We start from the raw sequence: 24,204 nt of genomic DNA, 5'->3' as shown, positions 1-24,204 counted from the left end.
CCGCTTGACACCCGTGTCACCCCTTCACGCACACTACCTGCTTCAGCGTATGGACGATCTCCACCAGATCGGCCTGGGCGGCCATCACGGCTTCGATCGGCTTGTAGGCGCGCGGCGTTTCGTCGATGACGCTTTCGTCCTTGCGGCACTCGACCCCCGCCGTGTCGGCGATATGCTCGTCGAGCGTCACCAGCTTCTTCGCCTGGGTGCGGGACATGACCCGCCCCGCCCCATGCGAGCAGCTCTCGAACGCCTCCTTGTTGCCAAGGCCGCGCACGATGAAGCTTTTCGCCCCCATCGACCCGGGGATGATGCCCATCACGCCCTCCGCTGCGCGCACCGCGCCCTTGCGGGTCACCAGCACATTCTGGCCGAAATGACTTTCCCGCCGCACATAATTATGGTGGCAGTTCACCGCTTCCAGCTCGGCATCGAAGGGTTTGGCGATCTGGCTGCGCAGCGTCCGGATCACATTGGTCATCATCATCCGGCGATTGAGCGCGGCGAAGTCCTGCGCCCACTCGACCGCCTCGACATAGTCGTCGAAATGGTCGGTCCCTTCGGGGAAATAGGCCAGATCCTCATCGGGCAAGTTGATGAACCATTTGCGCATGTCCTGCTTCGCCAGTTCGATGAAGAAGCTGCCGATCGCATTGCCCACGCCGCGCGAACCCGAATGGAGCATGATCCACACCCGTTGCTCGGCATCGAGGCACAGCTCGATAAAGTGATTGCCCGTCCCCAGCGTCCCCAGATGGGTCAGTTGGTTCGTGTTCTTGAACCGCGGATACTTATCCGTGATCCGATCGAACCGCGCGACGAGGGTCGCCCAGGCCTCCACGATCTCGGCGGGCGGGTCGCCCCACGATCCATGATCGCGCTTGCCTCGTCCGACTGAACGGCCATGGGGCACGGCCTGTTCGATCGCTGAGCGTATCCCCTCCAGATTGTCGGGCAGGTCGCTCGCCATCAGCGAGGTCCGCGCCGCCATCATGCCGCAGCCAATGTCCACGCCTACCGCCGCCGGAACCACCGCACCCTTGGTCGGGATGACCGAACCGACGGTCGCGCCGATACCGACATGCACGTCGGGCATCGCCGCCACATGCTTGAAGATGAAGGGCATCTGCGCCGCCCTGCGCAGCTGTTCGCGCGCCTTATCATCGACGGGGACGCCGCGCGTCCACATCTTGACCGGCTTTCCGCCTTCCACATGCTGCACATCATAAGTCGTCTGGGTCATCGCTCAATCCAATATCGTCAGCGGCGTTTTTGGGAGCGGCCGGCCCATTCCGGCCGCTCCCTCTCTTCCGCGCGCCGATCGCGTAATCCGCCGCGACCGACGCCCATCCTGGAGCAGGAGCCGTGCCAAACGCGGGCAGGCAACCATCGATTGTCGTTCAACTCCTTATTTTACTTATCTTATTTTTCACTCAAGCGACTGCCTGCATTCTCCGCAATAGGACAACAGCTATAAATTTCCTATCGAACAGGATCATATTTTATCTTACATGATAAGCATGAAACCGCTCACCGTCATCGGTTTTCTGGGTTCCACTCTGGACGCCAGCGCCTTCGGCCCGTCGCGCTGGAACAAGTGGCGGCCTACTGTCGGCCTCACCATGCATGAGGATTTGCGGGTCGATCGGCTGATCCTGCTCCACGGTACGGTCCATAGCCGACTAGGCGAGTATGTGACGCAGGACATTGCATCGGTTTCGCCTGAAACCACGGTCGATCGCCGCACGCTTGATTTCGACAACCCCTGGGATTTCGAGGAGGTGTACGGCAAGTTGCTCGACTTCGCGCGGGCGGAGCCCTTCGATCCGGAGACGGAAGACTATCTGATCCACATCACCACCGGCACCCATGTCGCGCAGATATGCTGGTTCCTGCTGACCGAAGCGCGCTACCTTCCCGGCCGCCTGCTCCAGACCCAGCCCGCCCGTGGCGGCCCGCCCGGAGGCCCGGGCACTTGGACCATGATCGACCTTGACCTCTCGCGCTATGACAGCATCGCGACCCGCTTTGCCGCCGACCGCGCTGAGAGCGCGTCCTTCCTCAAATCGGGGATTGAGACGCGCAATGCCGCCTTCAACCGCATGATTGACGAGATCGAGCAAGTTGCGCTGCGCTCCAAGGCGCCGATGCTGCTGATGGGGCCAACCGGCGCGGGCAAGAGTCGGCTCGCGCGCCGGATATATGAACTGAAACGCCTAAAGCATCAGATCAGCGGCCCGTTTGTCGAGGTGAACTGCGCCACCCTCAAGGGCGACAGCGCGATGTCGGCCCTGTTCGGCCATCGCAAGGGCGCCTTCACGGGCGCGGCCGCCGATCGCCCTGGCCTGCTCCGCACCGCCGACAAGGGGGTGCTGTTCCTGGACGAGATTGGCGAACTGGGTCTTGACGAGCAGGCGATGATCCTCCGCGCGATCGAGGACAAACGCTTCTTGCCCGTCGGCGCGGACACGGAGGCGCAGTCGGATTTCCAGCTGCTGGCCGGCACCAACCGCGATCTTGGCGCGGCGGTCGCCACCGGTGCCTTCCGTGACGACCTTTACGCCCGCCTCAATCTCTGGACCTTCGCACTCCCGGGCCTTGCCGACCGGCGCGAGGATATCGAGCCTAATCTTGTCTATGAGCTGGATCGCTTCGCCGAGCGCGAAGGCGACCGGGCAAGTTTCAACAAGGAGGCGCGGGAGCGCTACCTGGCCTTTGCCATGTCGCCGGAAGCATCCTGGCCCGGCAATTTCCGCGACCTCGCCGCCAGCGTCACCCGCATGGCGACCCTCTCCCCGAAAGGCCGCATCGACCTGAATTGTGTGGACATGGAGATCGATCGACTGAGGCGCCTCTGGTCGGGCCGGACTGCGGACAGCCCCGATGTGCTGGCCCCGCTGCTGGATGCCCATGCCTTGGCGGGGATCGACCCGTTCGATCGTGTCCAACTGGCCGAGACCATTCGCGTTTGCCAGGCTAGCCGATCGCTGTCAGAAGCAGGGCGTTACCTCTTTTCGGCTTCGCGCACGCGCAAGGCCAAGACGAACGACGCCGATCGGCTGCGAAAATATCTGGCGCGCTTCGATCTTGATTGGGGGATCGTAACGGGCACATAATCCGGGTCGAAAGCGTTTGAAGAAGCGGTCCGCACGCCGCCGTCGCTGGGCCGACGCCATTTTGATGCCCAAGCCGGGGAGGCCTTCTCACAGCCCTAAGCTGTCGCTCCGTCCCCGTAACATTCATCCTGCAGCAAGCATTGCTTTGGCATTGCTGCTGCATGTCGTTCGCAGCTTCCCTTGCCGGTGCGATCCTGCCCGTGCTGCTGATGCTATCGCCCTTCGCGGTGATGGCGGCGCGCGATTGCCCCGACTGGACGCCGCCCGCTCAGGCCGTCGGCGGGGAAGGCAAGGCTTGCCCGAGGCCCTTGCCCCCGCTCATGTAATATTGCGGCGCGGCAGAGGCGCTGCTAACGCTTTTGCCCATGATCCAGCCGCCCGAAATCATCCGAGTCCCAAAGCCCCGCGTTTCCTGCGACGGATCGGGGGACATACCCGCCGCGCTCGGCCATCCGCGCGTCTTCCTGGAGATTGACGAGCATGGCTATGTCGATTGCGGCTATTGCGACCGGCGTTTCGTGCTGATCGGCAGCGTTGCCGACACCGCCGATGTCGCTTCCAAGCCGGATATCGCCTCGGGCGCCAGCCTCTGACGCTTTTCGGTTGGGCTTGAACGGGAGCGCTCCTATATCGGGCTCATGACCGATCCCGCCTCCCATTTCACCGACGCCCGTGGCCTTCTTTATCGTCCGGGTCTGCTCGACCCCGACGCCGCGCGCCGCCTGACCGCCGAAGCGCTCAAGAACTGCGACGACGGTGAGCTTTACCTCCAATATCGGGCGAGCGAGAGTTTCGGCTTTGATGACGGCCGGCTGAAAACCGCCGATTATTCGACCGATGCGGGGTTCGGCCTGCGCGGCGTGTCGGGCGAGATGACCGGCTTCGCGCACGCCAACGACCTCAGCGAAGCGGCGATCCGCAAGGCGGCGCAGACGCTGACCCTGCTCGATCCCGCCAAGGGCCAGCCCGCCCCGCCGCCGCAGCGCACCAACCGCCACCTCTACACCGACGCCAATCCGCTGGAGATCGTCCCCTTCGCCGAGAAGGTGACGCTCTGCGCCGCGATCGATGCCGCCGCCCGCGCTCGCGATCCGCGCGTGGCGCAGGTCTCCGTCAGCCTGGCGGGAAGCTGGTCCGTGGTCGAGATTGTCCGCGCCGACGGCTTCACCGCCACCGACATCCGGCCGCTGGTGCGACTCAACGTCTCGATCATCCTGGAAGAAAATGGCCGGCGCGAAACCGGTGTGTTCGGCATCGGCGGCCGCTATCTTTACGATCAGGTGATGGACCCCGCCGTCTGGAACCGCGCGATCGACGAGGCGCTGGCGCAGGCGCGGGTTAACCTGGCGTCTGTCGCCGCCCCGGCGGGCGAGATGACCGTGCTGCTCGGCCCAGGCTGGCCCGGCGTGCTGGTGCATGAAGCGATCGGGCACGGCCTGGAGGGCGACTTCAACCGCAAGGGCACCAGCGCCTTTTCCGGCCGCATCGGCGAGCGCGTCGCCGCGCCGGGCGTCACGGTCGTGGACGACGGTAGCATCATGGACCGGCGCGGATCGCTTTCCATCGATGACGAAGGCACGCCGACGCAGGAAAATATCCTGATCGAGGACGGCATATTGCGCGGCTATATGCAGGATCGGCTCAACGCCCGGCTGATGGGCGTTGCGCCTACCGGCAACGGGCGGCGGGAGAGCTACGCTCACGCCCCGATGCCACGCATGACCAATACCTTCATCAAGGGCGGGCAGGACAATCCCGAGGAGCTTCTGTCCCGCATGAAATCCGGCATCTTCGCCAAGAGCTTCGGCGGCGGGCAGGTCGATATCGTGTCGGGCAAGTTCGTCTTCTCCTGCACCGAAGCCTATAAGGTCGAGAATGGCAAGCTGGGCGATCCGATCAAGGGCGCGACGCTGATCGGCGACGGACCGACCGCTCTTACCAAGGTGATCGGCGTCGGTAACGACTGGTCGCTGGACGAAGGCATTGGCATGTGTGGCAAGGGCGGGCAGAGCGTGCCGGCGGGCGTAGGCCAGCCGACGCTGCTGATGGAAGGACTGACGGTCGGCGGCACGGCGGCCTGAGCGACCCGGAACCCAGCGCCCGCTGCGTCATTGGACCTGCATGACCAATCCGTCCGACAGCCATGACGCCGTGACCGCCGACTGGGCGGCGCGCCTGCTCGATTTCTGGTTCAACGAAGTCGGTGAGGCGGGCTGGTGGAGTCACGACCCGGCGCTCGACCGCATGACCATTCAGCGGTTCGAGGCGCTGTGGCGGGAGAAGCGCACCCTTCCCGCCGAGGCGTTTCTCGACCGCGCCGACGACGCACTTGCCGCCGTGCTGCTGTTCGACCAGCTGCCCCGCAACATGTTCCGCGACACGGCCGACGCCTTCGCCACCGATAGTCTCGCGCGAGAGGTGGCGCGCGGCGGGATCGCGCGCGGCTACGACATCCAGATCGGCGGGGCGGGACGGCGCTTCTTCTATATGCCCTTCATGCACAGCGAGGCGATTGAGGATCAGGCGTTGTCGCTGACGCTGTTCGAGGCGACGGGCGACGCGGAATCGATCGGCTTCGCGCGGGCGCATCATGCAACCATCGCGAGGTTCGGCCGTTTCCCCCATCGCAACGCGGCGCTCGGCCGCGACCCACGGCCCGACGAAGTCGAGGCGGTGCGCGAGGGCGCGCGCTGGTAAAGCGCTGCACAAAAAACAGGCATCCATTCGCGCCTGCCCATTTTTTTGGCGGCGCAGCATGACGCCGACCCGCTCACCCGCGCATTAACCCGTCCTTAGCAATTTGGCACGGCTTTTGCTGGTGTGTTGCCGCACACCAATAAAGGGGGCGACATGAAACTTGTCATGGCTATCATCAAGCCGTTCAAGCTTGACGATGTCCGCGAGGCACTCTCCTCGCTCGGCATCGCGGGTATGACGGTCAGCGAAGTGAAGGGCTTTGGTCGCCAAAAGGGCCAGACCGAAATCTATCGCGGCGCGGAATATTCCACCAACATGGTCCCGAAGATCAAGATCGAGGTGGTCTGCGACGACGACCTCGCGCCGCGCGTCGTGGAAGCGACCCAGGCGGCCGCCAATTCGGGCGCCATCGGCGATGGCAAGATCTTCGTCCTCGATGTCGGTCAGGCCGTGCGCATCCGCACCGGCGAGACCGGCGAAACCGCGCTGTAAGAAGGGGGGAATGATGAGCTTTTCCAAGAAACTCTGCGGAGTTGCGGGGGCGGTCGGCCTGACCCTGCTCGCCGCATCGCCGGCCTTCGCCGGCCCGGTGAAGGCGCCGGACGCCGCCGCCATGGCCGGCATGGTCAACAAGGGCGACGTCGCCTGGATGCTGGTTTCGGCCGCACTGGTGCTGATGATGTCGATCCCCGGCCTTGCCCTCTTCTACGGCGGCCTGGTGCGCACCAAGAATATGCTGAGCGTGCTGATGCAGGTGTTCATGATCGTGTCGGTCGCCGGCCTGGTCTGGGCCTGCTGGGGCTATTCGATGGCCTTCACCAGCACCAACACGCCCTTCCCCGCCATTTTCGGCGGGCTGGACAAGGCGTTCCTGATGAACGTCAGCAGCTCCACCTATGCGGCGACCTTCAGCAACAATCTGTATCTGCCCGAACTGGTGTTCGTGGTGTTCCAGATGACCTTCGCGATGATTACCCCGGCCCTCATCGTCGGCGCCTTCGCCGAGCGCGTGAAATTCTCGGCGCTGATCGTGTTCGTCGTGCTGTGGCTGACCATCGTCTACTTCCCGATGGCGCACATGGTCTGGTATTGGGCTGGCCCCGACTTCCTGCCTGACGCGCCGACCGACGCCGGTCTGCTCTGGGGCTGGGGCGCGCTCGACTTCGCAGGCGGCACTGTCGTCCACATCAACGCCGGTATCGCTGGCCTGGTGGGCGCGATCATCATCGGCAAGCGCGTCGGCTACCCCAAGGAGCCCATGCCGCCGCACTCGCTGACCATGACCATGATCGGCGCGAGCCTGCTTTGGGTCGGCTGGTTCGGCTTCAACGCCGGCTCCAACCTGGAAGCCAATGCCGTCACCGGCGTCGCCTTCATCAACACCATGCTCGCCACCTGCGCGGCGGCGGTGAGCTGGGCGCTGGTCGAGCAGTTCCACCATGGCAAGCCGTCGCTGCTGGGCGCGGTGACCGGCGCGGTCGCGGGCCTCGTGGCCGTCACGCCGGCGGCGGGTCTCGGCGCGCCGATGACCTCGATCGTCCTCGGCTTCGTCGTTTCGCCGATCTGCTACATCTTCGTGGCGTTCGTGAAGGGTAAGGTCGGCTATGACGACAGCCTGGACGTGTTCGGGGTCCACTGCATCGGCGGCATCGTCGGTGCGATCGCCACCGGCATCGTCGCGGCCCCGTCGCTCGGCGGTCAGGGCGTGTTCGACTACACTGTGTTCCCGGCCGGCTTCAACGCCGACAGCTACTCGATCGCGACCCAGGTCGTCACGCAGATCAAGGCGGTGCTCTTCACCCTCGTCTATTCGGGCGTGCTGAGCGGCATCCTCTTCTTCGCGATCGACAAGACCATCGGTCTGCGCCCGAGCGCCGACGCCGAGCAGGAAGGTCTCGACCTCTCCAGCCATGGCGAGCGCGCCTACAACTACTGAGTTCGGACGGGCGGCCCGCCAGAAGGGCCAAGGGCCGCCCGCCACATGATGTTCCTCCTGCGAACATGCCTTGGGCCGGTACGAAAGTATCGGCCCTATTTTTTGGCGTTCAGCGGGGGCGGGTCCAGAGGATCGTGTGCCGGGGCGCGGCGGCGGGCCAGCGGCGGGCGCGGCCGATGACTTGGAGGCCGGCGCGGGCGACCCAGCCGAGTTTCTCGCGCTTGGGTGTCACCACCCGGTCGTCCCACGCTGCTTCGCCGCGCCGGGCGACTTTGCGGGCGATGTCACCATAGATGCCGGCGGCGGCCAGCACCGCCCAGGCGGCGCGCGGCGGGAGCGCGCCGGTGCCGTGCCGGGCGCTCTCCTCATAGGCGGCGGCCATGGTGGCGAGGCGGTTGCCGAGCCGGGCCAAGCGCGGCCGGGCGACGGGGGTCATAAGCGTTGTGAGTGTGAGGTCCATTTCAGCCAGCCAGGCGACGGGCAGATAGCAGCGGCCCGCGGCGGCGTCCTCGCCGATATCGCGGGCGATGTTGGCGAGCTGGAAGGCGAGGCCCAAGTCGCAGGCGCGGTCGAGCGTCGCCTCTTCGGCCGGATCGACGCCCATCAGCACCGCCATCATGCAGCCGACCGCGCCGGCGACATGATAGCAATAGCGCAGCAGATCATCCTCGGTCAGGGGTCGCCAGTCGGCGGCGTCGAGCGCGAAGCCGTCGATCAGGTCGTGGGCGTAGCGGGCGGGAATGGCGCATTCACGCATGACGAGGCCGAAGCCGTCGAAGGCGGGATCGCCGGCAGGCTCGCCCCGCAGTGCAGCGTCGGTAAGCGCGCGCATGTCGGCGAGGCGGGCCGGGGCATCATCGACGGCCGACAATGCGCCGCCATGGTCCTGTCCGTCGGCGATGTCGTCGCACTTGCGGCACCAGGCGTAGAGCAGCCAGGCGCGCTCGCGAGTTTGCGCGTCGAACAGTTTCGAGGCCATGGCGAAGCTCTTGGAGCCGCGCGCTATGCTGTCGCGGGCGTGGGCGACCAATTCTCCCCTCCCGCCTGCGGGAGGGGCCGGGGGAGGGCCTGCTGTGTCCATCGGCAGGACATGCCCTCCCCTAACCCCTCCCGCAAGCGGGAGGGGCATAATTAAAGCCGATCCGCTTTCATCGCGAAGATGGTCTCGTGCGGCTGATAGGCAGCCATGGCGTCGAGCAGCGCATCGATGCCGTCCGCGTGGATCAGGATGCCGGCATGTTGCGCGCGGATGAATCCGGCCTCCACCATCTGCCGGTTGAAGCCGATCAGCTGGTCGTAAAAGCCGGCGACGTTCAGCAGGCCGACGGGCTTGCCATGATAGCCGAGCTGCGCCCAGCTGATCGCTTCCCATAGCTCGTCCATGGTGCCGACGCCGCCGGGCAGGGTCACGAAGCCGTCGGACAGGTCGGTGAAGAGCTGCTTGCGCTGGTGCATCGTCTGGACAACGTGGAGCTGCGTGCAGCCGCGATGCGCGACTTCTGCCCCGACCAGCGCTTCGGGGATCACGCCGATCACCTCCCCGCCCGCCTCCAGCGCGGCATCGGCCACCGCGCCCATCAGGCCGAGCCGCCCGCCGCCATAGACAAGACCGATGCCTCGCTCCGCCAGCGTCCGGCCGACGTGACGCGCCGCATCGACATAAGTAAGGTCGGCCGGCGTCGCCGACCCGCAATAGACCGCCAGTCGCTTCATCTATATCCTGCCCAGATCGTCCAGCATCAGCGCCGCGGTCGCCTTGGCGCTGCCAACAACGCCGGGGATGCCCGCGCCGGGATGGGTGCCGGCCCCTACCAGATAGAGGTTGGGAATGACATCGTCGCGATTATGCGCCCGGAACCAGGCGCTTTGGGTCAGCAGCGGCTCCAGGCTGAAGGCGCTGCCCATATGCGCGGCGAGATCGCGGCCAAAGTCGCGCGGGGTATAGTGGAACTGGGTGACGATGCGCGAGCGTATGTCGGGGATAAGGCGATGCTGGATCTCGTCCAGGATACGATCGGCATAGGCCGGAGCGAACTGGTCCCAGTCGATCGGCAGCTTGCCCATATGCGGCACCGGGGCGAGGGCGTAGAAGGTCGAATGGCCTTCGGGGGCCATTGACGGGTCGGTCACGGTCGGATGATGCAGGTAGAGCGAGAAGTCCTGCGGCAGCACGCCATGATCGTAAATGTCGGTCAGCAGCCCTTCGTAGCGCGGGCCGAACAGGATCATATGGTGCGGGATTCCGGGCCAGCTGCCCTTGATCCCGAAATGCAGGACGAAGAGGCTGGGCGACCAGCGCTTGGCGGCCAGCTTTTCGCCCTGTTTCGCCCCACGCGGATGATGGCCGAGAAGGTCGCGATAGCTGTGCATCAGGTCGGCGTTGGTCGCGACCGCGTCGGCCTCCCCCCGCCAGCCCGAGGCGGTGTGCACGGCGGTCGCCCTGTCGCCATAGGTCTCGATCCGCGTCACCGGATCGCCCAGGCGCAGCACGCCCCCGAGCCGCTCGAAATGGGTCGCCATGCCCTGGACGAGGCGGTTGGTGCCGCCTTTCGCGAACCAGACGCCGCCATCCTTCTCCAGCTTGTGGATGAGGGCATAGATGGCGCTGGTCTTCATCGGGTTGCCGCCGACCAGCAGCGTGTGGAAGCTCAAGGCCTCGCGCAGCTTCTCATTCTTCACGAAGCTGCTGACCATCGAATAGACCGATCGCCACGCCTGATGCTTGGCGAGCGCCGGCGCGGCCTTTATCATCGAGGCGAAGTCGAGGAAGGCGACCGCGCCGAGCTTGCGATAGCCTTCCTCGAACACGCCGGCCGAATAGTCGAGGAAGCGCTCATAGCCCGCGACGTCGCCGGGATCGAGCTTGGCGATCTCGGCGCGCAGTTGGGCTTCGTTGTTGCTATAGTCGAAATTGGTCCCGTCACGCCAGTTGAGCCGGTAGAAGGGGCTGACGGGCACGAGATCGACATCCTGCGCCATGTCGTGGCCGGACAGGCGCCAGAGTTCCGAGAGGCAGTCGGGATCGGTGACGACGGTCGGGCCGGCGTCGAAGGTGAAGCCGTCCTTCTGCCACATGTAGGCGCGGCCGCCGGGGCGGTCGCGCGCTTCGACCAGGCTGGTCTGGATGCCGGCGGACTGGAGGCGGATCGCGAGGGCGAGACCGCCGAAGCCCGCGCCGATGACGATAGCGGATCGGGACATCAGGCGGGCGGGTTCAGCAGGGTTCGCATGGCGCTCCTTATGGGGACGGGGGGCTTGCCGCACAAGATGCGCAAACGGTCAGCCAGGGTCGATCGGCCGGCGTAGAAGCGCTGGATGAGCGCGGGGTCGAGCCGGTAGAAGCGGTCGAAGATGCGCCAGCGTTCTTCTGGCGCGGCGGCCCCGAACAGCATCTTGCCCAGCATCCGGTAGTAGCCGCCGCTACGCCAATGCGCTTTGGCATAAGCGCGGGTCGCCTGGGCCAGGCCGTCGAGGGGTTGATCGGCGAGCCAGAGCGCGAAGCGGACGGCGTCGGGCAGCGAATAGCCGGTCATCGGCTGGAACAGCGCGGCGCGCGCGCCGGCGCGGGCGACAGGATCGTCGGCGGGCCAATAGCGGTCGAAGTCGCCGCCATGGACGACCGGCAGGACGCCCTGCTCGCGGTGAATGACCTCCGCCCGCCAGCCCCTTTCGGCGGCATAGGCCGCGATGCGGGCCTCGATCGCGGGTTCGTCCAGCACCGGGCTGTCGCTATAATAAGTGTCCTCGACGAAGATGGTGCGGTCGTCCCAGGGGAGGAGATAGACGAAGCGATAGCCGTCGATCTGCGGCACGGTCGCGTCCATGATGACGGGGCGGTCTATGCCGTGGGGCGCGTCGCAGCGCAGCGCCTGTCCGACGAACTTCTGCCAGCCGCAGCGCAGAGCGCTGAGATCCCCCGCCCCTCGCGCATCGAGGACGGCGGCGGCGCGCAGAACGCGGCCATCGGCGAGATGGACAGCACCCGGCGCAAGGTCTGAGACGGGTGTCGAAAGGCGCAGCCGATCGCCCAATCGGGCCTTAAGTGGAACAGCGAGTGAGACAGCTGTGAGGCTGTTATACGGGGTCGGCAAGTGGCGGGAATGGCCGGGAAAACGCACCTCATGGCCCTCTTTCCAACGATGGCTGAGAAGCGGGTCGATAAGCCAGCGATCGGAGGCGGCAACGTCGCCGTCGAAGAAGGACCAGACATGGTTCCCGCCGGGCTCCGCGCCCGCCTCAATAAGCAGCAGCCGCACCTCCGGCCGGAGCGCGGCGAAGGCGAGCGCGATGAGGCTGCCCGAGAGGCCGCCGCCGATGATCGCCAGGTCGCAGTCGAGGTCCATGGCGGCGGTGGTAGGCGAAGGATGAGCGGGAGGGAACCTCCCTTGCGGTCAGTCGCGCTTGCATCGTGCCTCCCACATAGTATAGTGGGGTATCCTATGCATATTGTAATCGATCGAGAGAAGTTGCTGGCGCGGGTGCGACGGATTGCGGGTCAGGTGAGCGCGGTCGAGCGCCAGCTGGCGGGCGACGCCGACTGTTCGGAGACGTTGCAGCTGGTCGCCTCCGTGCGCGGCGCCGTCGGCAGCCTGATGGAGGAATTGATCGAGCAGCATATGCGCGAGCATGTCGCCCGGCCCGGCCTGACCGACGAGGCGCGCGCCGCGGCCAGCGAAGAGATGCTGACGCTGATCCGGCGCTACGGGAAATGACGATGCATAGTCACGGGCACGATCATGCGCACCATCACCATGGACATGACGATCGCATCGCCACGCCGGGCGCGGCGGAGGACAGCCATTATTTCGACCATATCTATCTGAGTGCGGGCCACGACCGGAACGCGCGCAAGACAATGTGGGTGGTGTGGCTGACCGCCGCGACCATGGTGGTGGAGATCGCGTTCGGCTGGATCACCGGTTCGATGGCGTTGCTGGCGGACGGCTTCCATATGGCGACCCATGCCGGCGCGCTCGCCGTCGCCGCCGCCGCCTATGGCTATGCCAAGCGTCATGCGCGCAATCCGCGCTATACGTTCGGGACCGGCAAGGTGGGCGACCTGGCGGGATTCGCCTCCGCGCTGCTGCTGATGGTGACGGCTTTGTTCATTGCGGTCGAATCGGCGCTGCGCTTCGTCCATCCGACCCAGGTGGCGTTCGGCGAGGCGACCCTGGTGGCGATCGTCGGCCTTGTCATCAATATCGTGAGCGCGCTGCTGCTGGGGCATGACCATAGCCACGATCATGGCGGGCATGGGCATGACCACGGGCGCGGCCATGCCGACAATAATCTGCGCGCGGCCTATGTGCATGTGCTGACCGATGCGCTGACGTCGGTGCTGGCGATCGCGGCTTTGCTCGCCGGTCGCTATCTCGGCTGGTGGTGGATGGACCCGGCGGTGGGCCTGCTGGGCGCGGTGGTGATCGCGCGCTGGGCCTGGGGGCTGATGGCCGATACCGCCGCGATCCTGCTCGATACCGCTGAGCCGGCGCTGATGGCGCGGGTGCGGCAGGCCGCCGAAGCCGAAGGGGCGATCGTGCGCGATCTGCATGTCTGGCGGATCGGCCCGCATGCTCATGCGGCGATCGTCAGTGTGGCCGAGGGCGCGCCGGGCGCGGCGGTGCGCGACCGGGTGCGCGCAATTCCGAATATGGCGCATGTGACGGTGGAGTGTGGTTAGGACAATGCCCTATGTCGAGGGACCACACCTGCCCCCGTTCGCCCTGAGCCTGTCGAAGGGTGCGCGCCCTTCGACAGGCTCAGGGCGAACGGCTTATAGTTATCCAAATGGGGGCCGCTCGTCCCAGCGGACCAGGCTGACCCGCCCTCCCCCGTCCACCGCCAGCTCGCCGAATGCGCCGGTGCGGAGCTTGAGCGACCCCATCGGCAGGCCGGCGGCGAGCAGAGCATAGCGAGCCGCGCCGTTGCTGGTAACGAGCAGGTCAGCGCCCTCTCCGCCCTCCGCGAAAAAAGCGCGCCAGGCGGCGATGCGCGCGTCGGTGTCGACGATCCAGCCATCGGGCGCGATGGCGCGTTCATCCCAGTCGGCGAGCGCCTGCGCGCCGATGCGGGCGAGCACTTCGGCTTCGGGGCGGCCTTCGTCGGGGCCATGGTCGATCTCGCCCAGCCAGTGCGCGGTGCCGTCCGGCGGGTGGCCGGTGGCGGCGGCGATGCGATCGGCCGTTTCGCGGGCGCGCAGCAGGGGGCTGGACAGGAGGCGGGCGATTGTCATGCCCTGGCCCGCGAACCAGGCGCCCAGGCGATCGGCCTGCGCCCGGCCGCTTTCCACCAGCGGAATATCGGTACGCGCGCCGATGCGGCGCGCCTGCGCGCTGCCGGCGAAGGTGTTGCCGTGGCGGATGACGACGATGCGGCGCATCAGAGCGGCGGGGTGGGATCGCCGTGGGCGGCGATCAGCGCTTCGACCCGGATAATGTCCGCCTCCGTGTCGATGCCGCTGCTGTCGAACAGCGGCGGATCGACCGCGACGGTCGTGATCGGGATGCCGAGTTCGAGCAGGCGAAGCTGCTCCAGACCCTCCAGATTTTCAAGCGCGGTGGGCGGGCACGCCTCAAACCGGCGCAGCGCGTCGAGGGCGTAGCCATAGAGGCCGACATGCCTCCAGACGGGCGAGCGAAGCATGGTGTCGCGCAATGTCTCCTCGCCCCGGATCGCGGGAATGATCGTCTTGGAAAACCAGAGCGCGCGGCCGTCGGGCGCACGGGCGCAGGTGGTGCCGCTAAAGGGCGAACGGGTCTTGTGCTCGCGCAGCGCATCGAGCGCGGCCCAGTCGAGCGCGATGACCGGGGTGGCGACCTGAGCGCCCTGCTCCAGAGCGGCGATGACCGCGCCCAATGCGCCCGCGGGCTGGAAGGGCGAGTCGCCCTGGAGATTGACGACGAAGCGCGGCGTCTCCGCCTGGGCAAGCGCGGCGGCGAGGGCGCGGCCCGATCCGGTGGCGATGGCGCTGTCGGTCAAGACCGCGTCGCAGCCGGCCGCGCGCGCATGATCGGCGATCTCGTCATCATCGGTGGCGACCGTCAGCGCCAAGCCCGGCCGCGATCCGATCGCCGCGCGGGCCATGGCGATGGTGCGATGGAGCAAGGTCCGCCCGGCGATCGGGCGGAGCGGCTTGCGCGGCAGGCGGGACGATCCCGCGCGCGCGGGAATGACGACGAGAAGGCTCAGGCGACCCCGGCGTGCAGCAGATCGTGCATATGGACCGCCCCGATCAGGCGATTCTGTTCGCAGATGAACAGCAGCATGATATTTTTTTCATGCATCAGGTGCAGCGCTTCGGACGCCAGTTCATCGGGGCCGAGGGCATAGGGATTGGTCGTCATGAAACGGCCGACCGGCTCGGTCAGATTCTGCTTGCCGGTGACGGTGCGACGCAGGTCGCCATCGGTGAAGGCCCCGATCAGCCGGCCGTTGCGATCGACCACCGCCGTGCCGCCGAGGCGCGCGCGGGTCATTTCGATCGTAGCGTCGAGCAGCGAGGCGTCCTCATGCACGCTCGGCACATCCTCCCCGGTCGCCATCAGTTCGCGCACCTTGACCAGCTGCGCGCCGAGCTTTCCATTGGGATGGAATTTGTGGAAATCGTCGGCGGAAAAGCCGCGCATTTCCATGAGCGAAATGGCGAGCGCGTCGCCGAACGCCATCTGCACCGTGGTGGAGGTGGTAGGGGCCAGCGCATTGGGGCAGGCTTCCTCCACTTCGGGCAGGATGAGGCCCATGTCGGCGGCGGCGGCGACCGTGCTGTTCGCGCGCGCAGTGACAGCGACGAGCGGGATGGCGAAGCGTTTGCAATAATGGATGATCGGGCCGAGTTCGGTCGACTCGCCCGACTGGGAGAGCATCAGCACCACATCGTCGGGCGTTATCATGCCAAGGTCGCCATGACCGGCGTCGGCCGGGTGCAGGAAGATGGCGGGGGTGCCGGTGGAGGTGAGCGTCGCTGTCATCTTGCGGGCGACGATCCCGCTCTTGCCGATGCCGGTCACGATGACGCGGCCCCGCACTTTCATGATGACACCGATGACGCGCAGGAAAGTGGCTGAAAAATCGCGTTCGGAAAAGCGTGCCTCCAGCGCGCCGAGCCCGGAGGCGGCGATGGACAGGCTGCGGCAGGCACTTTCCACGATGCGGCTACCGGACCCGAACGGGACGATCTTTGACGCAGATGTCGACACGCGATTGCCCTTTTTTCCGCCGATCATGACCGGATTGTCCGATCCTGCCGGTGGCGACGCACCATCGTATTCGATGTGTCGTCCTTCCTCTTTTCCGCGACCCAGGACCGATCAACGCTCGGTCCGGGAGGATGGCTTACGCTGTTTCAGGCGCTTATGGCAATCTATTTTGCAACTGCGAAAGAAATTTTGTTGCGGCGAATCATGGCGTCAGAGGCTGCAATCTGGACGAAGCGTTGGTTTAAATGGATGAATCGCGGAACTTGTTTTGCGGCCATGCGTGCGACGCAAGGCGCATCATGATCCATGATAAGAGCGATACCAGTCGACGAACCTCGGCACGCCCGATTCGATGCCCGTGGTCGGCGCGAAGCCGATGTCCTGCGCGATGGCGCTGATATCGGCGTAGGTCGCGTGGACGTCGCCGGGCTGCATCGGCTGGAAGTCGATCTCCGCCTTTCGTCCCAGCGCATCCTCCAGCACCGCGATGAGGTGCATCAGCTCCTCGGGCCGGTTGTTGCCGATATTGTAGAGGCGGTGCGGGGCGCGGCTGCCGCCGGCTTTCGCCGCGCCGTCGTCGGCCGGGGGATGATCGAGGCAGCCGATCACGCCGGTCACGATATCGTCGATATAGGTGAAGTCGCGCTGCATCCGGCCATGGTTGAACACCGGGATTGGCTGCCCGGCGAGAATCTTGGACGTGAAGATCCACATCGCCATGTCGGGCCGGCCCCAGGGACCATAGACGGTGAAAAAGCGCAAGCCGGTCATGGGGATGCGGAAAAGATGAGCGTAGGTCTCGCTCATCAGCTCGTCGGCGCGCTTGGTCGCCGCATAGAGCGAGACGGGATGGTCGGCGCGGTCCTCGACGCGGAAGGGCAGTATGTCGTTGCCGCCATAGACCGAGGAGGAGGAGGCATAGACGAGATGCCGCACCCGCCGCTCGCGCGCCAGTTCCAGCATGTTGACGTGGCCGGCAAGGTTGGAACGGACATAGGCGTGCGGATTGACGAGCGAATAGCGCACCCCGGCCTGCGCGCCCAGATGCACGATCGATTCGATCGTCTGATCGGCGAGCGCGGCCTGAAGCGCGTCCATGTCCGCGAAATCCAGTTCGTGGAAGGTGAAGAGCCGGCCATGCGCCTGCCGCAGCGCCGCGATCCTGTCGCGCTTCAGGGACACCGGATAATAGTCGTTCATATTGTCGATGCCGACCACGGCATGACCCTGCGCCAGCAGCCGGTCGGCGACATGCATACCGATGAAGCCGGCGGCGCCGGTAACCAGGATCGTCATCTCGTCTGTCTCCGCAGAGGGGCTGCCGACCGTCTGCGATGATCGAGCGGCCGATGTAAAGCCCCGGTGGGGCCTTGTGGTCCGCTTAGGCGGCAAAGTTTAGGCTTTCCCTAATCTTTACCGCCTAAGGCGAGCAGCATGGACATGGCCTCGCACCCGTCGCTTCCCGACGCCCCCGCCTGCCGGGAAAGCCGGCGTGCGCGCTGGGCGGAATTGGCGGCGGAAGCGGCGGAGTCCAACGCTTTTTACGCGCCGGACATGCTCTGCGCGGCGATCGACCATCTGGCGGGTGGCGCGGGTGTGCGGGTGATGGAGGCGCGCGCGGGCGATCTGCTGATCGGGCTGATGCCGGTAACGGTGCAGCCGCGCCATGGGCGGCTGCCGATCGCCAATGCCACTAACTGGATGCACGAGCATTGCTTTTTCGGCGCGCCGATCATCCGACGCGGACATGAGGCGGCGGCGTGGCGGGATTTCCTGACGCAACTGGACGAAGCGGACTGGGCGCGCGGCTTCCTGCATCTGGAAGGGATCGACGCCGCCGGGGCGAACGCCGCCGCGATCGAGGCGGTGTGCGTGGAGCAAAGGCGCGGCTGGCGCGAAATCCACCGCTACGAACGGGCGATGCTGCGTTCTGATTTGAGCGCCGACGCCTATTGGGAAAGCCAGGTGCGCGCGAAGAAACGCAAGGAATTGCGGCGCCTTCAGAAGAGGCTGGCGGAACTGGGCGCGGTCGAGACGCGGCTGCTGGCCGAGCCGCAAGCGCTGCCGGCTTGGTGCGACGATTTCCTCGCGCTGGAAGCGTCGGGGTGGAAGGGGCGCGAAGGCACGGCGCTGGGGTGCAGGCCGGCGGATGCGGCTTTCTTCCGCGCCGCTTGCGTAGCCGCGCTGGCGGCCGGGCGGCTGCATATGCTGCGGATCGACCTGGACGGACGGGCGATCGCGATGCTGGTCAATTTCCGCCATGGCGAGGGGGCTTTCTCCTTCAAGATCGCGTTCGACGAGGAACTCGGCCGCTTTTCGCCCGGCGTCCTCATCGAGATCGCCAATCTTCATGCCGTGCAAGACGATCCGGCGATCGGCTGGATGGACAGCTGCGCCGCCGCCGATCATCCGATGATCGACAGCCTGTGGGCCGAGCGGCGGACGATCGTGCAATATCGCATCGCGCTGCGGGGGCGCGGCCTCACGCGGCTGCGCCGCAGCGCCGCCTTCGCGTTCGCCAACGGCGTGGAGGCCGCCGCCAGATTGCTGAAAGGACAGGGATGACCGCCCATAGCCCCATCATGCCGGCCGACGGCGCGACCTTCCCCGATGCCGCACGGGCGCAGTTCGCTGCCCTCTACCCCGATGCGCCGGGCAAGCTGACGCATGGGCTGGTCGGCCATCCGCTGCTGAGCCTCGACGCCCTGGCGCTGCTGGCCGAGCGGATGCCGGCGGGGTCGGTCGAATATAACCTCGGCAAACTACCCAAGGGCGTGCGGCCGGAGGATACGCCGTCCAACGGGCTGACTCTGGGCGAGACGATCCGCACGATCGAGACCAACGGCAGCTGGGCGGTGCTGAAGAATGTCGAGCGCGATCCGGCCTATGGCGCGTTGCTCGACGAAGCGCTGGCCGAGATCGCCCCCATTGTTGACGCGAAGACCGGGGCGATGCTGCACCGGGAGGCGTTCATCTTCCTGTCGTCGCCGGGGAGCGTGACGCCGTTCCACATGGACCCGGAGCATAATATCCTGCTCCAGATCATGGGGACAAAGACGATGACCGTCTTTCCCGCGCGTGACGAAGATCTGGTGCCGGCGCAGAAAAGCGAGGAATTCCATAATGGCGGGCATCGCAACCTCGTCTGGCAGGATGGGTTCGAAAGCCGGGGCACGGCTTTCCCGCTTGTGCCCGGCGAGGCGATCCATGTGCCGGTGAAGGCGCCACATTTCGTGGAGAACGGCCCCGCCGTATCGGTCAGCCTGTCGGTGACATGGCGGTCGGAGCGCAGCGTCGCCGAGGGCGAACTGCACAGTTTCAACGCGCTGTTGCGGCGGCGCGGCTTGCCGGTGGCCGTAGTGAGCGCGCAGCCCGAGCGGCAGGGCGTGCGCCGCTTCGTCTATCGCGTCATGCGGAAGCTGGGCGCCTGAGCAACCGGCGCAGCAGCGCTTCGGCTTCCAGGCGCGGGCTGAACCGTTCGAGCAGCCACCATTCGAGCGACTCCTCGCAGGTCGAGAGGCTCTGCTTGTAGCGGTCCTTGCCCGCCAGCAGCGAATAGTGGGCGAGGTGGCGGGCGGCATAATGGCCGACAGCGGCGGCGTGACAGAGCAGGCCGGGCTTGTCCTTGGCCGTGCGCGGATCGGCAAAGGCGGACTGATAGTTCATTGCCCGGCCGCGATGGACGAAATTGACGAGCAGGCCGACCACGCCGCCCGCATCGATGAAGCGCAGCAGCTCGACCTCTCCGGTGGGTAGGCCGCGCGTGGCGAGGGTGGCGACGAAGGCGCGGAAGGCCGGGTCGTCCCAGGCGTTGTCGGCATGGCGGCCGCCGTTGAGCGCGGCCATTTCGTCCAGCCAGGGCGCGATGTCGTCCACCGTGCCGACTGCGACGGAGGGCAGCGGGCCGCCATGATCCTTCATCGCGCGGCGGATCTGGCTGCGGGTGTTGGCGCTGAGGAGGGAGAGATAGTCGCCTTGCGCCGCGCGGACGGCGTCGAGGTCGACCATATAGACGGGCGAGGTGTCGAGCCGGGTCTTGCGGCGGGCGGGCAGGTTCAGCAGCGACGAGCCCGGCGCGATGCCGCTTAAGCGCAGGGCGCGCCAGTCGCGGCGGCGAGCGACGGCGGCAAGCGCGGCGAGCACCGCCTCCCCTTCCCGGCCAGCCTCGACCAGCAGGCCATTATATTCGACATAGGGGCGGTCGGCGGCGGGATCGCCGGACTGGTTGAGGCTGAGCGTCGCCACTTTGCTCAGCAGGCGCGGCTGCATGGCATGGCCCATCAGCGCAAGAGCGACATCGCGGCCTTGCTCGTCGGTGACGGCCAGCAGATCGGGCTGAACGGGGTAGCTGTCGAGCCATGACCCCATCCAGGTCCAGCCAAGGAAGAAAGAGCCGTCGGCGCGCGATTCGAGCGCCTGCCAGCGCTGCGCCAGCGTCGCCCGATCGAGCCGGGAAAAATGTGCGGTGAGCGCCATCGCGCTCCTTGTGGCAGAGCGCGGGATGGGGTCAAGCGGGGACGTCAGGCGCTGATGCGGCGCGCGGGATCGACGGTGCCGTCGGCGCGGACGCCGGCGCGGGCGAGATCATGGCCGATATGGCCGGTCAGGAAACGCTGCCACATCACGAAATCGGCGCGCAGCGACCAGAGCGGGTAGCGGAAGGTGGCGGGCCGGTTACGTTCCACCAGCCAGTGGCCGAGCCACGCGAAACCATAGCCCGCGAGCGGCAGCGCGGCGGCGATCCAGCCGCGACGGCCAAGCGGCGCGGCGGCGAGCAGCGCGACGACGATACTGGTGCCGGCATAATGGAGCGCGCGCGTGCCGGGACGCGCATGTTCCTGGAGATAATAGGGCCAGAAATCGTTGAAGCGGGTCAGGCTGGTCACGGGCATCCTCTTTTGCCCGGCAGCGTAACGATTGGCGGCGGCGCTGTTAAGACTTTTGTGGCGAGCCGTGCGCGCGATCGGGGGCGTAGAGGAAATAATCATAGGCGGCGCGGGATGCCTCCGCGATGATGCGGTCGCGCGATGCGTGGCCCCGGCTGTCCTTCATCACGAAGATGGCGACGGCGAAGCGGCGGCCATCGGGCAGGCGGACAATGCCGACATCATTGCCGATGCCGTTCAGCGATCCCGTCTTGTGCGCGACCGCCGTGCCGGGCGGCAGCATCCCGACGATCCGCGCCTTCCCCGTTTCGCAGTTCGCCATGATGGTGAACAGGCGCTGGGTGCTGTCGGGCGAGAGGGCGCGGCCCGATTGGAATGCGCTGAGCAGGTCGAGCATCGCTCTGGGGGTGGAGGTATCCTCCGGCTCGATCGCGAAAGCGAGATTGGGGAGATCGCGTATGTCGCGCACCGCGAGTTGCGGGTCGGCGCGGCGGGCAGCTTCGGCATTTTGCCGGAACGTGCCGGTCAGCGGATGGATGCTCATGGCGCGGTAGAGGAGATGCACCGTGTCGCTATCGACGCGCAGACCCGTGACGCCGAGCCGGGTGACGAAGGCGGTGATCGCCTGCGGCCCGCCCGCGCGGGCGACGAGGACATCGGTGGCGTTATTGTCGCTCTTTTGCAGCATCAATTCCAGCAGCCGCTCGGTCGAGAGCGTCGCGCCGGGCTTCGAGAACATCCAGGCGATGCCGCCTTCGCTCGCCAGCGCGGGATCGAGCGCGAGCTGGTCGTCAAGGCGAAGCTCGCCAGCATCGATCAGCGCGAAGATGCGTCCGGCCACCGCGACCTTGTAAGCGCTCGCCATCGGGAACAGCGTGTCGCCGTTCAGCGCCTGCGTCTCCCCGGTCTGAAGATCGCGTACGGCGATGCCCACCGTGCCGTCGGAGAGGGCGGAGAAACGGGTGAATTCGGCCAGCAGCTTGGCCTCGGCGCTTTGCTGGACGAGCGGCTTGGGCGGCGGGCCGAAGGCATCGGCGTCGGGGAAAGGCGCGCAGAAGAGGCCGAGGGCGGCCAAAGCGGACAGCGAGCGGAACAGCATATCGGGGTTTTCGCGGATCGGGGGGCCGGTGGCAAGGCTTTGATGATGCTATGACACACGCACTTCTCGACCATCGGTTCTCGACAGGCTCGAACCGGCTCGAAGCGAACGGCGGGTGGTGGATTGACAGGTCGGTGACAGCCGCGCCATCTGGCGGGTATGAGCGACACCATCAGGCTGCACGAAAGCTGGCGCGCACCCTTGGCGGAACAGTTCGGCGCGCCGCACATGCAGGCGCTCAAGAGCTTTCTTCAGGCGGAGAAGGCGGCGGGCAAGCGCATCTTTCCCAGGGGGAGCGATTATTTCCGCGCGCTGGACCTGACACCGCTGGAACAGGTCAAGGTGTTGATATTGGGGCAAGACCCCTATCATGGCGAGGGGCAGGCGCACGGGCTGTGCTTTTCGGTGCAGCCGGGCGTCCGCACGCCGCCCTCTTTGGTCAATATCTACAAGGAAATGCAGGCCGACCTTGGCATCGCGCCCGCGCGCCACGGCTTTCTGGAGCATTGGGCGCGGCAGGGCGTGCTGCTGCTCAACAGCGTGCTGACGGTCGAGAGGGGCCGCGCCGCGTCGCACCAGGGCAAGGGGTGGGAGTTGTTCACCGACGCGGTCGTGCGGCTGGTGGCGCAGAAGGCGGAGCCGGTCGTGTTCCTGCTGTGGGGCGCCTATGCCCAGCGCAAGGCGGGGTTCGTGGACCAGAGCCGGCATCTGGTCATCAAGTCCGCTCACCCTTCCCCGCTGTCGGCGCATAATGGTTTTCTGGGGTCGCGGCCCTTTTCGCGCGCCAACGCTTTCCTAGAGGCGAAGGGGCGCGGGGCGATCGACTGGGCGTTGCCGGCGATCGCATGAGCGGCGGCTTTTCTCGGCCCGGAAATGCCGATAAGGCCCGGCGATGACTAACGGCCAGACGCGCATCGCCCCTTCCCTCTTCGCCTTCGCCATCTTCTATGGCGGCATGGTCTGCATCGCAGGCGTGCTGGGCAACAAGCAGGTGGCGCTGGGGCCGTTGGCGGCGGTCGGGCCGATGCTGGGGCTGGGGCCGCTGGCGGTGGAGGCGGGCATTTTCGCCTTCCTGCTGCTCGTCACCCTGTCCAGCGCGGTCGCTGAACTGCACGGCCGGGCGATCGCCACGCGGCTGGTGCAGATCGGCTTTGCGCCGCTGATCGCGTCCATCCTGCTGTCGCTGCTGGTGCTGGCCGCGCCGGCGGCGGGGGACATGGACCCGGAGCGGGCCAAGGCCTTCGCGCTGATGATGGGCGGCACGCCGCGCATCTGGCTGGGCGGGATCATCGCCTATGGCATTTCGCAGACGCTGAACGTCACCCTCTTCGCGGCGCTCAAGGGCCGGGAGGGCAGCCGGCTGCTGTGGCTGCGCGCCGCGGTGGCGGGCATCTTGTCGCAGATCGTCGATACGCTGCTGTTCGTGACGATCGCCTTTTACGGCGTGTTCCCGATCGGCGAACTGCTGCTGGGGCAGATGATCGCCAAGATACTGCTGTCGGCCATATTCGTGCCGCCAGTCGTCTATCTGCTCGTGGCGCTGGGGCGGCGGCTGGATCGGTGACGCGGAGGATTGACCCCCGCGCCTTCTGACGACACATGCTTGGCCCATGTCCGACGACCAGCATATCGCCGCGCCGCTGCGCCTGTTCAACAGCCTGACCCGCGCGATCGAACCGTTCGCGCCGATCGAAGAGGGCCATGCGCGCGTCTATAGCTGTGGGCCGACCGTCTATAATTATGCGCATATCGGAAACTTGCGCGCCTATGTGTTCACCGACACGCTGCGACGGACTTTGCTGTGGAAGGGGCTTAGCGTCACCCACATCATCAACATCACCGATGTCGGCCATCTGACCAGCGACGCGGACGCCGGCGACGACAAGATGGAGGCGGCGGCGCGCGCCTCCGCCAAGAGCATCTGGGACATCGCGGCGCACTATACCCAGGCGTTCAAGCAGAATATCGCCGACCTCAACATCATCGCGCCCAGCGAATGGACGGTCGCGACCGACTATGTGCCGCAGATGATCGAATTTGCCGAGAAGATCGCGCCGGATCATTGCTATGAGCTGGAGAGTGGGCTGTATTTCGACAGCGCGACGGTGCCGGATTATGGCGCGCTGGCGGGCGGGCGCGACGATGCGGCGCACGCCCGGATCGATCCGGTCGCGGGCAAGCGCAACCCCAGCGACTTTGCGATCTGGCGCAAGTCGCCGCCGGGCGAGCAGCGCCAGATGGAATGGGACAGCCCCTGGGGCAAGGGCGCGCCGGG

General features: G+C 66.4%; 26 protein-coding genes and 1 pseudogene. 14 read left to right on the top strand and 13 right to left on the bottom strand.

Features of this window, described 5'->3' with window-relative positions:
- Positions 1-16 precede the first annotated feature (16 nt).
- Positions 17-1,243, bottom strand: coding sequence for an RtcB family protein (locus tag V2B31_RS14520; protein WP_328279717.1), 1,227 nt, complete (start codon positions 1,241-1,243; stop codon positions 17-19).
- Positions 1,244-1,520: 277 nt separating this feature from the next.
- Here V2B31_RS14520 and rtcR point away from each other — a divergent pair, with 277 nt between their 5' ends.
- The 7 genes from rtcR (at position 1,521) to V2B31_RS14485 (ending at position 7,749) form a co-directional block, all read left to right on the top strand.
- Positions 1,521-3,116, top strand: a complete 1,596-nt coding sequence (rtcR, locus tag V2B31_RS14515; protein WP_328279715.1) for an RNA repair transcriptional activator RtcR — start codon at positions 1,521-1,523, stop codon at positions 3,114-3,116.
- A 161-nt stretch (positions 3,117-3,277) separates the two neighbouring features.
- On the top strand, positions 3,278-3,442 hold the full coding sequence (locus V2B31_RS14510; RefSeq protein WP_328279713.1) for a hypothetical protein: 165 nt from the start codon (positions 3,278-3,280) through the stop codon (positions 3,440-3,442).
- Positions 3,443-3,481: 39 nt separating this feature from the next.
- The gene (locus V2B31_RS14505) at positions 3,482-3,709 is read left to right on the top strand and encodes a zinc-finger domain-containing protein (protein WP_328279711.1); all 228 of its coding nucleotides are present in this window, start codon (positions 3,482-3,484) and stop codon (positions 3,707-3,709) included.
- 45 nt (positions 3,710-3,754) lie between these two features.
- Positions 3,755-5,197 (top strand): metalloprotease TldD, encoded by a 1,443-nt coding sequence (gene tldD / locus V2B31_RS14500; protein WP_328279709.1) that lies wholly within the window; start codon positions 3,755-3,757, stop codon positions 5,195-5,197.
- 40 nt (positions 5,198-5,237) lie between these two features.
- Positions 5,238-5,813, top strand: a complete 576-nt coding sequence (locus V2B31_RS14495) for a DUF924 family protein (protein ID WP_328279707.1) — start codon at positions 5,238-5,240, stop codon at positions 5,811-5,813.
- A gap of 153 nt (positions 5,814-5,966) precedes the next feature.
- The gene (locus V2B31_RS14490; RefSeq protein WP_004209785.1) at positions 5,967-6,305 is read left to right on the top strand and encodes a P-II family nitrogen regulator; all 339 of its coding nucleotides are present in this window, start codon (positions 5,967-5,969) and stop codon (positions 6,303-6,305) included.
- Between the two features lie 13 nt (positions 6,306-6,318).
- The gene (locus tag V2B31_RS14485; protein WP_328279705.1) at positions 6,319-7,749 is read left to right on the top strand and encodes an ammonium transporter; all 1,431 of its coding nucleotides are present in this window, start codon (positions 6,319-6,321) and stop codon (positions 7,747-7,749) included.
- A gap of 109 nt (positions 7,750-7,858) precedes the next feature.
- Here the strand turns inward: V2B31_RS14485 and V2B31_RS14480 are convergent, their stop codons facing one another.
- Genes V2B31_RS14480 through crtY form a run of 4 tightly spaced genes read right to left on the bottom strand, consistent with a single transcriptional unit; the run spans position 7,859 to position 12,092 of the window.
- Positions 7,859-8,830, bottom strand: coding sequence for a phytoene/squalene synthase family protein (locus V2B31_RS14480; RefSeq protein ID WP_328279704.1), 972 nt, complete (start codon positions 8,828-8,830; stop codon positions 7,859-7,861).
- 50 nt (positions 8,831-8,880) lie between these two features.
- A complete protein-coding gene (locus V2B31_RS14475; RefSeq protein ID WP_328279702.1) occupies positions 8,881-9,462 on the bottom strand; it encodes a TIGR00730 family Rossman fold protein in 582 nt (193 codons plus the stop codon).
- Positions 9,463-10,950 carry a phytoene desaturase gene (locus V2B31_RS14470; protein ID WP_328279701.1) on the bottom strand — a complete coding sequence of 496 codons (1,488 nt, stop codon included), beginning with the start codon at positions 10,948-10,950 and terminating at the stop codon, positions 9,463-9,465.
- Positions 10,950-12,092, bottom strand: coding sequence for a lycopene beta-cyclase CrtY (crtY, locus tag V2B31_RS14465; RefSeq protein ID WP_328279699.1), 1,143 nt, complete (start codon positions 12,090-12,092; stop codon positions 10,950-10,952). Before crtY ends, V2B31_RS14470 begins: the two co-directional genes overlap by 1 nt.
- 96 nt (positions 12,093-12,188) lie before the next feature.
- Here crtY and V2B31_RS14460 point away from each other — a divergent pair, with 96 nt between their 5' ends.
- A complete protein-coding gene (locus V2B31_RS14460; protein ID WP_328279697.1) occupies positions 12,189-12,461 on the top strand; it encodes a metal/formaldehyde-sensitive transcriptional repressor in 273 nt (90 codons plus the stop codon).
- Entirely contained in the window at positions 12,458-13,429 is a 972-nt protein-coding gene (gene dmeF / locus V2B31_RS14455; protein ID WP_328279695.1) for a CDF family Co(II)/Ni(II) efflux transporter DmeF, read from the top strand. Before V2B31_RS14460 ends, dmeF begins: the two co-directional genes overlap by 4 nt.
- A 99-nt stretch (positions 13,430-13,528) precedes the next feature.
- Here dmeF and V2B31_RS14450 read toward each other — a convergent pair whose 3' ends face one another.
- The 5 genes from V2B31_RS14450 to V2B31_RS14430 form a co-directional block, all read right to left on the bottom strand.
- A complete protein-coding gene (locus V2B31_RS14450; protein WP_328279693.1) occupies positions 13,529-14,128 on the bottom strand; it encodes a histidine phosphatase family protein in 600 nt (199 codons plus the stop codon).
- Positions 14,128-14,937 carry a 3-deoxy-manno-octulosonate cytidylyltransferase gene (gene kdsB, locus V2B31_RS14445; RefSeq protein WP_328279770.1) on the bottom strand — a complete coding sequence of 270 codons (810 nt, stop codon included), beginning with the start codon at positions 14,935-14,937 and terminating at the stop codon, positions 14,128-14,130. Before kdsB ends, V2B31_RS14450 begins: the two co-directional genes overlap by 1 nt.
- Complete coding sequence (locus V2B31_RS14440; RefSeq protein ID WP_328279692.1) at positions 14,934-15,971, bottom strand: KpsF/GutQ family sugar-phosphate isomerase; 1,038 nt, start codon at positions 15,969-15,971, stop codon at positions 14,934-14,936. Before V2B31_RS14440 ends, kdsB begins: the two co-directional genes overlap by 4 nt.
- A gap of 137 nt (positions 15,972-16,108) precedes the next feature.
- Positions 16,109-16,252, bottom strand: a complete 144-nt coding sequence (locus tag V2B31_RS14435; RefSeq protein ID WP_328279690.1) for a hypothetical protein — start codon at positions 16,250-16,252, stop codon at positions 16,109-16,111.
- Positions 16,242-17,240, bottom strand: coding sequence for an NAD-dependent epimerase/dehydratase family protein (locus V2B31_RS14430; RefSeq protein ID WP_328279689.1), 999 nt, complete (start codon positions 17,238-17,240; stop codon positions 16,242-16,244). Before V2B31_RS14430 ends, V2B31_RS14435 begins: the two co-directional genes overlap by 11 nt.
- Before the next feature lie 138 nt (positions 17,241-17,378).
- On the opposite strand from V2B31_RS14430, the gene V2B31_RS14425 reads away from it, so the two are divergent.
- Positions 17,379-18,509 carry a GNAT family N-acetyltransferase gene (locus V2B31_RS14425; RefSeq protein WP_328279687.1) on the top strand — a complete coding sequence of 377 codons (1,131 nt, stop codon included), beginning with the start codon at positions 17,379-17,381 and terminating at the stop codon, positions 18,507-18,509.
- The gene (locus V2B31_RS14420) at positions 18,506-19,375 is read left to right on the top strand and encodes a cupin-like domain-containing protein (protein WP_328279686.1); all 870 of its coding nucleotides are present in this window, start codon (positions 18,506-18,508) and stop codon (positions 19,373-19,375) included. Before V2B31_RS14425 ends, V2B31_RS14420 begins: the two co-directional genes overlap by 4 nt.
- Here the strand turns inward: V2B31_RS14420 and V2B31_RS14415 are convergent.
- Genes V2B31_RS14415 through bla form a run of 3 tightly spaced genes read right to left on the bottom strand, consistent with a single transcriptional unit; the run spans position 19,353 to position 21,929 of the window.
- Entirely contained in the window at positions 19,353-20,420 is a 1,068-nt protein-coding gene (locus V2B31_RS14415; RefSeq protein WP_328279685.1) for a GNAT family N-acetyltransferase, read from the bottom strand. The genes V2B31_RS14420 and V2B31_RS14415 overlap by 23 nt on opposite strands.
- Positions 20,421-20,464: 44 nt before the next feature.
- Complete coding sequence (locus V2B31_RS14410) at positions 20,465-20,830, bottom strand: DUF962 domain-containing protein (protein WP_328279684.1); 366 nt, start codon at positions 20,828-20,830, stop codon at positions 20,465-20,467.
- A 46-nt stretch (positions 20,831-20,876) separates the two neighbouring features.
- A complete protein-coding gene (bla, locus tag V2B31_RS14405; protein ID WP_328279683.1) occupies positions 20,877-21,929 on the bottom strand; it encodes a class A beta-lactamase in 1,053 nt (350 codons plus the stop codon).
- A gap of 159 nt (positions 21,930-22,088) precedes the next feature.
- Between bla and ung the strand changes: the two genes are divergently transcribed.
- The 3 genes and pseudogenes from ung to V2B31_RS14390 form a co-directional block, all read left to right on the top strand.
- Positions 22,089-22,778: a uracil-DNA glycosylase gene (gene ung / locus V2B31_RS14400; RefSeq protein ID WP_328279682.1), complete on the top strand. Its 690-nt coding sequence runs from the start codon at positions 22,089-22,091 to the stop codon at positions 22,776-22,778.
- Positions 22,779-22,821: 43 nt separating this feature from the next.
- The gene (locus V2B31_RS14395) at positions 22,822-23,493 is read left to right on the top strand and encodes a queuosine precursor transporter (protein WP_328279681.1); all 672 of its coding nucleotides are present in this window, start codon (positions 22,822-22,824) and stop codon (positions 23,491-23,493) included.
- A gap of 46 nt (positions 23,494-23,539) precedes the next feature.
- Positions 23,540-24,204: pseudogene (locus tag V2B31_RS14390) on the top strand (cysteine--tRNA ligase); the annotation flags it as partial.

This window comes from Sphingobium sp., from assembly GCF_036170395.1.
In the GTDB taxonomy this organism is placed as follows: domain Bacteria; phylum Pseudomonadota; class Alphaproteobacteria; order Sphingomonadales; family Sphingomonadaceae; genus Sphingobium.
The sequence above is the reverse complement of the archived record's forward strand: the minus strand, read 5'-3'. Positions and strand labels throughout refer to the sequence as shown.